General features: G+C 59.4%; 10 protein-coding genes. 7 read left to right on the top strand and 3 right to left on the bottom strand.

What is annotated here, in order from left to right; all coding sequences use genetic code 11:
• Window positions 1-119 precede the first annotated feature (119 nt).
• The 7 genes from H621_RS0121295 (at window position 120) to H621_RS0121265 (ending at window position 9,156) form a co-directional block, all read left to right on the top strand.
• Window positions 120-422, top strand: coding sequence for a DUF6388 family protein (locus H621_RS0121295; protein WP_028945305.1), 303 nt, complete (start codon window positions 120-122; stop codon window positions 420-422).
• Between the two features lie 265 nt (window positions 423-687).
• Window positions 688-1,998: a trigger factor gene (gene tig, locus H621_RS0121290; RefSeq protein ID WP_028945304.1), complete on the top strand. Its 1,311-nt coding sequence runs from the start codon at window positions 688-690 to the stop codon at window positions 1,996-1,998.
• Window positions 1,999-2,089: 91 nt separating this feature from the next.
• Window positions 2,090-2,731 carry an ATP-dependent Clp endopeptidase proteolytic subunit ClpP gene (clpP, locus tag H621_RS0121285; protein WP_028945303.1) on the top strand — a complete coding sequence of 214 codons (642 nt, stop codon included), beginning with the start codon at window positions 2,090-2,092 and terminating at the stop codon, window positions 2,729-2,731.
• Between the two features lie 106 nt (window positions 2,732-2,837).
• Window positions 2,838-4,121 (top strand): ATP-dependent Clp protease ATP-binding subunit ClpX, encoded by a 1,284-nt coding sequence (gene clpX, locus H621_RS0121280; RefSeq protein WP_028945302.1) that lies wholly within the window; start codon window positions 2,838-2,840, stop codon window positions 4,119-4,121.
• Between the two features lie 150 nt (window positions 4,122-4,271).
• Window positions 4,272-6,668 (top strand): endopeptidase La, encoded by a 2,397-nt coding sequence (lon, locus tag H621_RS0121275; RefSeq protein ID WP_028945301.1) that lies wholly within the window; start codon window positions 4,272-4,274, stop codon window positions 6,666-6,668.
• Between the two features lie 148 nt (window positions 6,669-6,816).
• Entirely contained in the window at window positions 6,817-7,089 is a 273-nt protein-coding gene (locus tag H621_RS0121270) for an HU family DNA-binding protein (RefSeq protein ID WP_010224366.1), read from the top strand.
• A gap of 195 nt (window positions 7,090-7,284) precedes the next feature.
• Window positions 7,285-9,156, top strand: a complete 1,872-nt coding sequence (locus H621_RS0121265; RefSeq protein WP_028945300.1) for a SurA N-terminal domain-containing protein — start codon at window positions 7,285-7,287, stop codon at window positions 9,154-9,156.
• A gap of 188 nt (window positions 9,157-9,344) precedes the next feature.
• Here H621_RS0121265 and H621_RS0121260 read toward each other — a convergent pair whose 3' ends face one another.
• Genes H621_RS0121260 through H621_RS0121250 form a run of 3 tightly spaced genes read right to left on the bottom strand, consistent with a single transcriptional unit; the run spans window position 9,345 to window position 13,048 of the window.
• Window positions 9,345-10,952 (bottom strand): ABC transporter ATP-binding protein, encoded by a 1,608-nt coding sequence (locus H621_RS0121260; RefSeq protein WP_028945299.1) that lies wholly within the window; start codon window positions 10,950-10,952, stop codon window positions 9,345-9,347.
• Window position 10,953: 1 nt separating this feature from the next.
• Window positions 10,954-11,973 (bottom strand): ABC transporter permease, encoded by a 1,020-nt coding sequence (locus tag H621_RS0121255; protein ID WP_028945298.1) that lies wholly within the window; start codon window positions 11,971-11,973, stop codon window positions 10,954-10,956.
• A gap of 1 nt (window position 11,974) precedes the next feature.
• Window positions 11,975-13,048: a microcin C ABC transporter permease YejB gene (locus tag H621_RS0121250; RefSeq protein WP_028945297.1), complete on the bottom strand. Its 1,074-nt coding sequence runs from the start codon at window positions 13,046-13,048 to the stop codon at window positions 11,975-11,977.
• Window position 13,049: the final 1 nt, after the last annotated feature.

The following is a 13,049-nucleotide window of genomic DNA, read 5'->3' as shown; positions in this document are numbered from 1 at the left end:
ATAGTATTTGGGTTGTTGCAGGCCGGTGCTGCGGTGCACTGGTGACAAAGGGCCAAAAGCTGATAGATTTCAGCCGGTTGAGGCCGTGGTCAGCGGCAAGGTGTGATGAGGACAGTCCCATGGTTTCAAAAGAACGCCAGGCCAGCGCGTTGCAGCGCTTCGCCCAGGCCAATCCGCAGTTGCTTGAAGAGATTGCCGGGCTCAGTGAGCATGAGCAGCAACAGCAGATCGAGTGGGCGTTCGAGGATGCCGCCCAGGAGCAGGGGCTCGAGCCCTGGGAGTTGACCTTGCAGTTGATCGCAGGCTCTGAAGATGAGCTCAAGGCCATGCGTCTTGAAGTGCATCGGGAAGTGGCCCAGGCGCTGGGGCTTGAGTGGGAAGACTACTGCAGCTTCAACGAGATCGACGAATCAGCGCCCTGAGGCGCTGTTTGTAGTGTTTTGACATGTATTTCTGGCTGCCCGAGGCCTGGCATATCCACCGAGTGCCGGCTGTAGCCAAGCCTTGGGCGGCGGGTCTTGAGCGTCCCCGGACACACTTTTTGCCGGGGGCTGTAAATGAAATGGACCGGCGTACTTTCCCGTCGTCTTGAACGGGGTGACTTCTGGCCTTTGAGCCACTAGAATGCTTGCCCTTGATTCTGGAGTCGGGTATCGCCGGCTAACGTCTGTGCAACGAGGAATATCCATGCAAGTTTCTGTTGAAAATACTTCTGCTCTCGAGCGTCGCATGACCATCGCCGTTCCGGCCGAGCGCGTCGAGACCGAAGTCAACAAGCGTCTGCAACAGACTGCCCGTCGCGCCAAGGTTCCAGGCTTCCGCCCTGGCAAAGTGCCGATGAGCGTGATCCGTCAGCGCTACGAAGACGCCGCTCGCCAGGAAGCCTTCGGTGACCTGGTTCAGGCTTCCTTCTACGAAGCTGTGGTTGAGCAGAAGCTGAACCCGGCTGGCGCCCCTGCCGTCGAGCCAAAGTCGTTCGAAAAGGGTAAGGACCTGGAATACGTCGCCATCTTCGAAGTATTCCCTGAGTTCACCGTTGCCGGTTTCGACTCGATCGCCGTCGAGCGCCTGAGCGCCGAAGTGGCTGATGCCGACCTGGACAACATGCTGGAAGTCCTGCGCAAGCAGAACGTCCGTTTTGAAGCCGCCGACCGCGCTGCCCAGAACGAAGACCAGCTGAACATCGACTTCGTCGGCAAGGTCGACGGTGAAGTGTTCGCCGGTGGTTCGGCCAAGGGCACCCAGCTGGTACTGGGCTCGGGTCGCATGATCCCAGGCTTCGAAGAAGGCCTGGTTGGCGCCAAGGCTGGTGACGAACGCGTTCTGAACCTGACCTTCCCCGAGGACTACCAGAACCTGGACCTGGCTGGCAAAACCGCCGAGTTCACCGTTACCGTCAACAGCGTTTCCGAGCCTAAGCTGCCTGAGCTGACCGAAGAGTTCTTCGCCCAGTTCGGCATCAAGGAAGCAACCCTGGAAGGGTTCCGCACCGAAGTTCGCAAGAACATGGAGCGTGAACTGCGTCAGGCCATCAAGACCAAGATCAAGAACCAGGTAATGGACGGCCTGCTGGCTGCCAACCCGATTGAAGTGCCCAAGGCCCTGCTGGAAAACGAAGTCAACCGCCTGCGCGTTCAAGCGGTCCAGCAGTTCGGCGGCAACATCAAGCCAGAGCAACTGCCGGCCGAGCTGTTCGAAGAGCAAGCCAAGCGCCGTGTCGTACTGGGTCTGATCGTTGCTGAAGTGGTCAAGCAGAACGAACTGAAGCCAGACGAAGACCGCGTTCGCGAAATGATCCAGGAAATGGCTTCGGCCTACCAGGAGCCTGAGCAGGTCGTAGCTTGGTACTACAAGAACGACCAGCAGCTGAACGAAGTCCGTTCGGTTGTGCTGGAAGAACAAGTTGTGGATACTGTTCTGCAGAAAGCGACTGTGACCGACAAATCGGTCTCGTACGAAGAAGCTGTCAAGCCAGCGCAGGCTCCTGCCGCTGACTGATTTCCTTCTCTCGTAGGAAAACACCACAAGCCAGCCTTCGAGCTGGCTTGTGCGTATTCAAGACATGACTATTTGGGAGTGAGTGCAGGACATGTCCCGCAATTCTTATTATCAGCAGAGCTCTGACATCCAGGCCGCAGGCGGCCTGGTCCCGATGGTTATCGAGCAATCCGCTCGTGGCGAACGCGCCTATGACATCTACTCGCGCCTCTTGAAGGAGCGGGTGATCTTTCTGGTCGGCCCGGTAGAGGACTACATGGCCAACCTGATTGCAGCGCAACTGCTGTTCCTTGAAGCGGAAAACCCGGACAAGGATATCCATCTGTACATCAACTCGCCGGGTGGTTCGGTGACTGCGGGCATGTCGATCTACGACACCATGCAGTTCATCAAGCCTGATGTCTCTACTACCTGTATCGGTCAGGCGTGCTCCATGGGCGCCTTCCTGCTGGCTGCCGGTGCCAAGGGCAAGCGTCATTGCCTGCCCAACTCGCGGGTGATGATTCACCAGCCGCTGGGTGGCTTCCAGGGCCAGGCGACGGATATCGAGATCCACGCCAAGGAAATCCTCTCCATCAAATCGCGTTTGAACGAGTTGCTGGCCTACCACACAGGCCAGGACCTGGAGACCATCAAGCGTGACACCGAACGCGATAACTTCATGAGCGCGCAACGTGCCGCCGAGTACGGTCTGATCGACTCGGTACACGACAAGCGGCAAATGGCTGTCTGACAAGGCGCCAAAGCAGGTGGTTGGGCCTTCCCGCCACCTGCGGACTTGAAAAAGCCCGCAATTGCCTTCATCTTGTGTTGCAAGCCTACCGGATTGGATCGATCGAATGACTGACACCCGTAACGGCGAGGACAACGGCAAATTGCTCTATTGCTCCTTCTGCGGCAAAAGCCAGCACGAAGTGCGCAAGTTGATTGCCGGCCCCTCGGTATTTATCTGCGACGAGTGCGTCGACCTGTGCAATGACATCATCCGTGAGGAGGTGCAGGAAGCCCAGGCCGAAAGCAGCGCGCATAAACTGCCTTCGCCGAAAGAAATCAGCACCATCCTGGACCAGTACGTCATTGGTCAGGAGCGTGCGAAGAAGGTGCTGGCCGTAGCGGTGTACAACCACTACAAGCGCCTGAACCAACGCGACAAGAAGAACGACGACGTCGAGCTCGGCAAGAGTAACATCCTGCTGATCGGTCCGACGGGCTCGGGTAAGACCCTGCTCGCCGAAACCCTCGCGCGTCTGTTGAATGTACCGTTCACCATCGCCGATGCCACCACCCTGACCGAAGCCGGTTATGTGGGTGAGGACGTCGAGAACATCATTCAGAAACTGCTGCAAAAGTGCGACTACGACGTGGAAAAGGCCCAGATGGGCATTGTCTACATCGACGAAATCGACAAGATCTCGCGCAAGTCGGACAACCCGTCCATCACCCGTGACGTCTCGGGTGAGGGCGTGCAGCAGGCGCTGTTGAAGCTGATCGAAGGCACGGTTGCCTCGGTACCACCGCAGGGTGGCCGCAAGCATCCGCAGCAGGAATTCCTGCAGGTCGATACGCGTAACATCCTGTTCATCTGTGGTGGTGCGTTCTCAGGCCTGGAAAAGGTCATCCAGAACCGCTCCACCCGCGGCGGCATCGGTTTTGGTGCCGAAGTGCGCAGCAAGCAGGAAGGCAAGAAGGTTGGTGAATCGCTGCGTGAGGTCGAGCCTGACGATCTGGTCAAGTTCGGTCTTATCCCGGAATTCGTCGGTCGTCTGCCAGTGCTGGCAACCCTCGACGAGCTCGACGAAGCTGCCTTGATGCAGATTCTCACCGAGCCGAAGAATGCCCTCACCAAGCAGTACGCCAAGCTGTTCGAAATGGAAGGTGTGGACCTGGAGTTCCGTAGCGACGCGCTCAAGTCCGTGGCCCGCAAGGCCCTGGAGCGCAAAACAGGTGCTCGTGGCCTGCGCTCGATCCTCGAAGGCATCCTGCTCGACACCATGTACGAGATTCCTTCGCAGAAGGATGTCAGCAAGGTGGTGATCGACGAGAGCGTCATCGATGGCTCTTCGCAGCCGCTGTTGATCTATGAGAACAGCGAGCCGCAAGCCAAAGCTGCACCCGACGTCTGAGTCGCCAAACGGCTCGAATCTGCAAGGGGCCTTCGGGCCCCTTTGCTTTTCCTGTCGTGGAGCTTGTTTTTTTGCGGGCCTGCCCCCACATTAACTTCACGCTCAAATTCCATCGGTTTCCGGCCACAAGGCCGCTGTAGAGGCGAAATCATGAAGACCACCCTCGACTTGCCTCTTTTGCCATTGCGCGATGTCGTCGTCTATCCGCACATGGTTATCCCACTGTTCGTGGGTCGCGAGAAGTCCATCGAAGCCCTCGAGGCCGCCATGACGGGCGAAAAGCAGATTCTCCTGCTGGCCCAGAAGAACCCCGCTGACGACGATCCAGGCGAAGACGCCCTGTACCGCGTCGGTACCATTGCTACTGTCCTGCAGCTGCTCAAACTGCCCGATGGCACCGTCAAGGTGCTGGTCGAGGGCGAGCAGCGCGGTGCAGTTGAGCGTTTCAACGAAGTCGACGGCCATATCCGTGCCGAAGTTTCGCTGATCGACGAGTCGCAGACCGCCGAGCGCGAGTCTGAAGTCTTCGTTCGTAGCTTGCTGTCACAATTTGAGCAATATGTTCAGCTGGGCAAAAAGGTCCCGGCTGAAGTCCTGTCGTCGCTCAACAGCATCGATGAGCCAGGGCGCCTGGTCGACACCATGGCCGCGCACATGGCCCTGAAGATCGAGCAGAAGCAGGAAATTCTCGAGATCCTCGACCTGCCGACCCGTGTCGAGCATGTCATGGCCTTGCTGGATGCTGAAATCGACCTGCTGCAGGTCGAGAAGCGTATCCGCGGTCGCGTCAAGAAGCAGATGGAGCGCAGCCAGCGCGAGTACTACCTGAATGAGCAGATGAAGGCCATTCAGAAAGAGCTGGGCGACAGCGAGGAAGGGCACAACGAAGTCGAAGAGCTGAAAAAGCGCCTCGACGCCGCTGGCCTGCCCAAGGATGCCTATGCCAAGGCCCAGGCCGAGCTGAACAAGCTCAAGCAGATGTCGCCGATGTCTGCCGAAGCCACCGTGGTGCGCTCTTACTTGGACTGGCTGGTGCAAGTGCCGTGGAAGGCTCAGAGCAAGGTGCGCCTGGACCTGGCCAAGGCTGAAGAAATCCTCGATGCTGACCATTACGGTCTGGAGGAGGTCAAGGAGCGCATCCTTGAGTACCTCGCCGTACAGAAGCGCGTGAAGAAAATTCGCGGTCCGGTGTTGTGCCTGGTTGGGCCGCCGGGTGTTGGTAAAACGTCCCTGGCCGAGTCGATTGCCAGCGCCACCAATCGCAAGTTCGTGCGCATGGCCCTGGGCGGTGTGCGTGATGAGGCCGAGATTCGTGGCCATCGTCGTACCTACATCGGTTCGATGCCGGGTCGTCTGATTCAGAAGATGACCAAGGTGGGCGTACGCAACCCACTGTTCCTGCTCGATGAAATCGACAAGATGGGCAGCGACATGCGTGGCGATCCAGCCTCGGCGCTGCTTGAGGTGCTCGATCCCGAGCAGAACCACAACTTCAACGATCACTACCTGGAAGTCGACTACGACCTTTCCGATGTGATGTTCCTCTGCACCTCCAACTCGATGAACATTCCGCCAGCGCTGCTGGACCGGATGGAAGTCATTCGCCTGCCGGGTTACACCGAAGACGAAAAGATCAACATTGCGGTCAAGTACCTGACGCCCAAGCAGATCAAGGCCAACGGCCTTAAGAAGGGCGAGCTGGAAGTCGACGTGACGGCCATCCGCGACATCATCCGCTACTACACCCGTGAAGCCGGTGTGCGGGGCCTTGAGCGCCAGATCGCCAAGGTCTGCCGCAAGGTGGTCAAGGAGCATGCCGGCCTCAAGCAGGTGGCGGTCAAGGTCACAGGTGAGCAGTTGGAGCACTTCCTTGGGGTGCGCAAGTTCCGTTACGGCCTGGCCGAGCAGCAAGACCAGGTTGGCCAGGTCACGGGCCTTGCCTGGACCCAGGTCGGTGGCGAGTTGCTGACCATCGAGGCGGCGGTGATTCCAGGCAAGGGCCAGTTGATCAAGACCGGCTCGTTGGGCGATGTGATGGTCGAGTCGATCACTGCCGCGCAGACTGTGGTGCGCAGCCGGGCGAGAAGCCTGGGCATTCCTGCCGACTTCCACGAGAAGCGCGACACCCACATCCACATGCCTGAAGGCGCCACGCCCAAGGATGGTCCAAGTGCCGGTATCGGCATGTGTACCGCCCTGGTTTCGGCCCTGACGCAGATTCCGGTACGGGCCGATGTGGCCATGACCGGTGAAATCACCCTGCGTGGGCAGGTGCTTGCCATTGGCGGGCTTAAAGAGAAATTGCTGGCGGCGCACCGCGGTGGAATCAAGACCGTGATCATTCCGGAAGAGAATGTGCGTGATCTGAAGGAAATTCCTGAGAATATTAAGCAGGATCTACAGATTAAACCGGTCAAATGGATTGACGAAGTCCTCCAAATTGCGCTGCAATACGCCCCGGAGCCCTTGCCAGATGTGGCTCCCGAGATTGTCGCCAAGGATGAAAAGCGCGACAGCGATTCCAAGGAAAGAATTAGCACGCATTAGTACGTATTCGGCTGGGGGGCTTTCTTGACAGTATTTTCAGGCCCTTGTTATAAAGCGGCACTTAAGTGTCAACAGGCCACCCAGCGCTCGTTAAGCTTTTCATTACATACTTAGAAACAAACTCAATAGAGATATAAGGGGACTTAGAGTGAACAAGTCGGAACTGATTGACGCTATCGCCGCATCTGCTGATATTTCGAAAGCTAGCGCTGGTAAGGCGCTGGACGCAGTAATCGAATCCGTCACCGGCGCCCTGAAGGCAGGTGATTCCGTGGTACTGGTAGGTTTCGGTACCTTCTCCGTCACCGATCGCCCAGCTCGCACCGGCCGCAACCCGCAAACCGGCAAGACTCTGGAAATCCCTGCTGCCAAGAAGCCAGGCTTCAAGGCTGGCAAGGCACTGAAAGAAGCCGTCAACTAAGTCACTTCCTTCAGGCTTACGCCTAACCAGGCCAGGCACCTGCCTGGCCTGGCTGCTGAATGTCGGGAAGCGCCATAAGGCATCCGATGTTCAGCTGGTTACGAGAAGGCGCATCCTCGGATGCGCCTTTCTTCTATCAGGACTCTACCCACGCTCCACGGTTGTTTATTCAGTAAAACCGTTTCTGGGGGACGCATGCTGCAGAATATCAGGGACAATTCACAAGGTTGGATTGCCAAGACCATCATCGGTGTCATCGTAGCCTTGATGGCGCTGACCGGCTTCGATGCCATCTTCCAGGCCACCACCAACAGCCAGGATGCTGCCAAGGTCAATGGGGACACCATTAGCCAGAACGAGCTGAGCCAGGCCGTCGACATGCAACGTCGGCAGCTGATGCAACAGCTGGGCCGGGATTTCGATCCGGCGCTGCTCGATGAGAAGCTGCTGCGTGAGGCGGCACTCAAGGGGCTGATCGACCGCAAGTTGCTGCTCCAGGGCGCTGAAGACGCCAAGTTCGCTTTCTCCGAAGCCGCACTCGACCAACTGATCCTGCAAACGCCGGAGTTCCAGGAGGATGGCAAGTTCAGTGCCGACCGTTTCGACCAGGTCATTCGCCAGATGGGCTACGGCCGTCTGCAGTTCCGTGAAATGCTGGCCCAGGAAATGCTCATCGGCCAACTGCGTGCAGGCCTCGCCGGCAGCGGTTTCGTCACCGATGATCAGGTCAACGCCTTTGCACGCCTTGAAAAGCAGACCCGTGATTTCGCTTCGCTGACCTTCAAGGCCGACCCCGCTGCGGTCAAGGTCACCGACGAGCAGATCAAGGCGCATTACGATCAACACGCCAAGGAATTCATGAGCCCTGATCAGGTCGTCATCGACTACATCGAGCTGAAAAAGTCCTCGTTCTTCGACCAGGTCAAGATTGACGAAGACGAGCTCAAGGCACTGTACGAGAAAGAGATCGCCAACCTTGCCGAGCAGCGTCATGCCGCTCACATCCTCATCGAAGTCACTGACAAGGTGAGCGATGCGCAGGCCAAGGCAAAAGCGGAAGAAATCCAGCAGCGCCTGGCCAAGGGTGAAGACTTTGCCGCGCTGGCCAAGGAATTCTCCCAAGACCCGGGCTCGGCCAACAACGGTGGTGACCTGGGTTACGCCGGCCAGGGTGTCTACGATCCTGCCTTTGAAGAAGCGCTGTACGCGCTGAACAAGGATCAGGTCTCGGCGCCGGTACGTACCGAATATGGCTACCACCTGATCAAGCTGCTCGACGTTCAGGCGCCTGAAGTGCCGAGCTTCGCCAGCCTGAAAGACAAACTGACTGGCGAACTCAAGACCCAGCAGGTCGAGCAGCGCTTTGTCGAGGTGACCAAGCAGCTCGAAGACGCGGCGTTCGAAGCCTCCGACCTGGCCCAGCCGGCTCAGGAACTGAACTTGAAAGTGCAAACTGCACCTGCGTTCGGTCGTGAAGGTGGCGACGGCATCACTGCCAACCGTGCGGTGATCCAGGCTGCTTTCAGTGCCGAAGTCCTGGAAGAGGGTGCCAACAGCACCGCTATCGAGCTGGACCCGGAAACGATAGTCGTGCTGCGCGTCAAAGAGCACCGCAAGCCAGAGCAACTGAGCCTGGATGTGGTCTCGGACAGCATCCGCAAGCACCTGGCCCAGGTGCAGGCTACCGCCGCGGTGAAAGCCAAGGCTGATGCCCTGATCGCAGGCCTGCGTGACGGCAGCATTCCGCTGGCCGCTACCCAGGAAGGCCAGAGCTGGAAGGTTCAAGAGGCGGTTTCGCGCAGCCAGGAAGGTATTGATCCGGTCGAGCTGCAGGCACTGTTCCGCATGGGCAAGCCTGAAGCCAAGGACAAGCCGGTCTACGGCAGTGTCACGCTGAATGACGGCAGCCTGGTGGTATTGCGCCTGAACGGTGTGAACGAAGGTGCTGCAGCCACCGAAGAAGAGAAGGCGAATTATCGCCAGTTCCTCGCTTCCCGTGCTGGCCAGCAGGACTTTGCGGCGTACCGCAAGCAGTTGGAAACCAAGGCAGACATCACTCGCTACTGAGTGCTGTCGCTTTAAACAGGAAAGGCCGCGCAAGCGGCCTTTTCTGTTTCTGTGGAGCTTAGCCGCTGCCGCCAGGCTGCGATCGGTCGTGAAACGACCGCAACACCGGAACGGGCAGGTGTGTCACTGCTTTGCAGTCGATTGCAGCCTCGTGCCTTGGCCGCGGCTACTCCCGTCAGGTGATGCGCTTACGGTGTTGTCGGGGCCAGGAAGGCTGCCTCCAGCAGTTGCCGGGTATAGGTATGTTGCGGGGCGGCAAAGATATCTGCCGCTGCGCCTTGCTCCACCACCTTGCCTTGCTTGACTACCATCAGTTGATGACTCAATGCCTTGACCACCGCCAGGTCGTGGCTGATGAACAGGTAGGTCAGGTTGTACTTGGTCTGCAGTGAGCGCAGCAGCTCGACCACCTGGCGCTGCACGGTACGGTCCAGCGCCGAGGTGGGCTCATCGAGCAGGATCAGTGCCGGCTTGAGTACCAGTGCCCGGGCGATGGCGATGCGCTGGCGCTGGCCGCCGGAGAATTCATGGGGATAACGGTGGCGGGCCTGGGGGTCGAGCCCCACTTCGTGCAGGGCGGCAATAATGGCCTTTTCCTGCTCCGCCGCAGTGCCGATGCGATGGATGCGCAGCCCTTCGCCTACGATATCACTGACACACATGCGCGGGCTGAGGCTACCGAACGGGTCCTGGAAGACCACCTGCATCTGCCGGCGCAGCGGACGCACTTGCTGTTGGCTCAAGCCCTGAAGTGCGGTGCCCTGGAAGCGAATGTCGCCTTGGCTGCCAAGCAGGCGAAGGATGGCCAGGCCGAGGGTGGACTTGCCTGAACCGCTCTCACCCACGATCCCCAGCGTTTGGCCCTGGGGCAGGCTGAAGTTGATGCCATCGACTGCCTTGACGTGATCGACGGTGCGGCGCAACAGGCCTTTCTTGATTGGAAACCACACGCGCAGGTCGCTGACTTCCAGCATGGGTTTTCCGGCGGGGTTGTCAGCCGGGCCACCGCTAGGCTCGGCGCCGAGCAGCATCTGGGTGTAGGCGTGCTTCGGGCTCTTGAACAGGGTCGCGCAGTCGGCTTGCTCGACGATACAGCCACGCTGCATCACGCAGACTCGGTGGGCAACGCGCTTGACCAGGTTGAGGTCATGGCTGATCAGCAGCAGGGCCATCCCCAGGCGCGCCTGCAGCGACTTGAGCAGTTCGAGGATTTTCAGTTGGACGGTTACGTCCAGGGCCGTGGTCGGTTCGTCGGCGATCAGCAGCTCGGGTTCGTTGGCCAGGGCCATGGCGATCATCACGCGTTGCCGCTGACCGCCTGAGAGCTCGTGTGGCAGGGCCTTGAGGCGTTTGTGTGGCTCGGGTATGCCTACCAGGTCAAGCAGCTCCAGGGTGCGCTCAGTGGCCGCCTTGCCACGCAGGCCTTTGTGCAGCAACAGGATTTCGTTGATTTGCTTTTCGATGTTATGCAGCGGGTTCAGCGAAGTCATCGGCTCTTGGAAGATCATCGCGATGCGGTTGCCACGGATGCGGCGCATCTGCTTCTCGTCCAGGGTCAGCAAGTCCTTGCCTTCGTAATGAATGGTGCCGGACGGGTGCCGGGCCAGGGGGTAGGGCAGCAGGCGCAGGATCGAGTGGGCGGTGACCGACTTGCCCGAGCCGCTCTCGCCGACCAGTGCCAGGGTCTCGCCGCGGCGAATGTCGAAGCTGATGCCTTCGACCACGCGCTGGACCTGCTCGCCGCTCACGAACTCGACAGCCAGGTCGCGCACTTCGATCAAGGTTTCGTTGCTCATGTCATTTCCTCGGGTCGAAGGCATCGCGGGCGGATTCACCGATAAACACCAGCAAGCTGAGCATCAGGGCCAGCACGGCGAAGGCGCTGATGCCCAGCCAGGGTGCCTGCAGGTTGGACTTGCCCTGGGCAACCAGCTCGCCCAGGGACGGTGCGCCCGGTGGCAGGCCGAAGCCAAGAAAGTCCAGGGCGGTCAAAGTGCCGATGGCGCCGGTGAGGATGAACGGCATGAAGGTCATGGTCGAGATCATGGCGTTGGGCAGGATGTGGCGGAACATGATCGGGCCATCTTGCATCCCCAGGGCACGTGCTGCCCGCACATATTCAAGGTTGCGCCCGCGCAGGAACTCGGCGCGCACCACGTCCACCAGGCTCATCCAGGAGAACAGCAGCATGATGCCCAGCAACCACCAGAAGTTGGGCTGGACGAAGCTTGCGAGGATAATCAGCAGGTACAGCACCGGCAGGCCAGACCAGATCTCCAGGAAGCGCTGCCCGGCCAGGTCTACCCAGCCGCCGTAGAAACCCTGCAGCGCGCCGGCAAGCACGCCGATGATCGAGCTGAGAATGGTCAGGGTCAGGGCGAACAGCACCGAGATGCGAAAGCCGTAGATCACCCGCGCGAGCACGTCGCGGCCCTGGTCGTCGGTGCCCAGCCAGTTCTGTGACGAGGGCGGTGCGGGGGCGGGTACCTTGAGGTCGTAGTTGATGCTCTGGTAGCTGAACGGGATTGGTGCCCACAATACCCAGCTGTCCTTGGCGGCCAGCAGTTCGCGGATGTAAGGGCTCTTGTAGTTGGCTTCCAGGGGGAACTCACCGCCAAAAGTGGTTTCCGGATAGCGCTTGAGCGCCGGGAAATACCACTCACCGTCATAGCGAACGGCCAGCGGTTTGTCGTTGGCAATCAACTCGGCGCCCAGGCTCAGACCAAACAGGATCAGGAACAGCCACAGCGACCACCAGCCACGGCGATTGGCCTTGAAGCGCTCGAAGCGCCGGCGATTGAGAGGGGACAAGTTCATCTCAGTTCTCCCGGCTGGCGAAGTCGATGCGTGGATCGACCAGGGTGTAGGTCAGGTCGCCGATCAGCTTCACCACCAGCCCCAGCAGGGTGAAGATGAACAAGGTGCCGAAGACCACCGGGTAGTCGCGGTTGATGGCTGCCTCGAAGCTCATCAGGCCGAGGCCGTCGAGGGAGAAGATCACCTCGATCAGCAGGGAGCCGGTAAAGAAGATGCCGATGAAGGCCGAAGGGAAACCGGCGATCACCAGCAGCATGGCGTTGCGAAACACATGACCGTAGAGCACCCGGTTAGGGCTCAGCCCCTTGGCCTTGGCGGTGACCACGTACTGTTTGTTGATCTCGTCGAGAAAGCTGTTCTTGGTCAGCAGGGTCATGGTCGCGAAGTTGCCGATCACCAGGGCCGTGACCGGCAGAACCAGATGCCAGAAATAGTCGAGGATCTTGCCGGTGGTGCTCAGCTCGTCGAAGTTGTTGGAGGTCAGGCCGCGAAGTGGGAACCAGTCCAGGTAGCTGCCGCCTGCGAACACCACGATCAGCAGGATGGCGAACAGGAACGCCGGAATGGCATAGCCGATGATGATCGCCGAGCTGGTCCAGACGTCGAAATGGCTGCCGTGGCGGGTGGCCTTGGCAATCCCCAGGGGAATCGAGACCAGGTACATGATCAGGGTGCTCCACAGCCCCAGGGAAATCGACACCGGCATCTTCTCGATGATCAGGTCGATGACCTTGGCGTCGCGAAAAAAACTGTCGCCAAAGTCCAGCCGGGCGTAGTTCTTGATCATGATCCACAAGCGTTCCGGCGCCGACTTGTCGAAACCGTACATCTTTTCGATTTCCTTGATCAGGGCCGGGTCCAGTCCCTGGGCGCCCCGATAGTTGGAGCCCGCTACCGAAACCTCGGCACCGCCGCCGGCGATGCGACTGGTGGCGCCCTCGAAGCCTTCAAGTTTGGCGATCATCTGCTCGACCGGGCCACCCGGGGCGGCCTGGATGATCACGAAGTTGATAATCAGGATGCCCAGCAGTGTCGGGATGATCAGCAGCAGGCGGCGAAAGATATAGGCCAGCATC

Origin of the sequence: Pseudomonas vranovensis DSM 16006, assembly GCF_000425805.1 — a bacterium.
In the GTDB taxonomy this organism is placed as follows: domain Bacteria; phylum Pseudomonadota; class Gammaproteobacteria; order Pseudomonadales; family Pseudomonadaceae; genus Aquipseudomonas; species Aquipseudomonas vranovensis.
The sequence above is the reverse complement of the archived record's forward strand: the minus strand, read 5'-3'. Positions and strand labels throughout refer to the sequence as shown.

Excerpts from the sequence above, each read along its gene's own strand:
- H621_RS0121260 (WP_028945299.1), bottom strand. The coding sequence starts at position 10,952 with ATGAGCAACGAAACCTTGATCGAAGTGCGCGACCTGGCTGTCGAGTTC.
- clpP (WP_028945303.1), top strand. The coding sequence starts at position 2,090 with ATGTCCCGCAATTCTTATTATCAGCAGAGCTCTGACATCCAGGCCGCA.
- H621_RS0121250 (WP_028945297.1), bottom strand. The coding sequence starts at position 13,048 with ATGCTGGCCTATATCTTTCGCCGCCTGCTGCTGATCATCCCGACACTG.
- tig (WP_028945304.1), top strand. The coding sequence starts at position 688 with ATGCAAGTTTCTGTTGAAAATACTTCTGCTCTCGAGCGTCGCATGACC.
- H621_RS0121265 (WP_028945300.1), top strand. The coding sequence starts at position 7,285 with ATGCTGCAGAATATCAGGGACAATTCACAAGGTTGGATTGCCAAGACC.
- clpX (WP_028945302.1), top strand. The coding sequence starts at position 2,838 with ATGACTGACACCCGTAACGGCGAGGACAACGGCAAATTGCTCTATTGC.
- H621_RS0121255 (WP_028945298.1), bottom strand. The coding sequence starts at position 11,973 with ATGAACTTGTCCCCTCTCAATCGCCGGCGCTTCGAGCGCTTCAAGGCC.
- lon (WP_028945301.1), top strand. The coding sequence starts at position 4,272 with ATGAAGACCACCCTCGACTTGCCTCTTTTGCCATTGCGCGATGTCGTC.
- H621_RS0121295 (WP_028945305.1), top strand. The coding sequence starts at position 120 with ATGGTTTCAAAAGAACGCCAGGCCAGCGCGTTGCAGCGCTTCGCCCAG.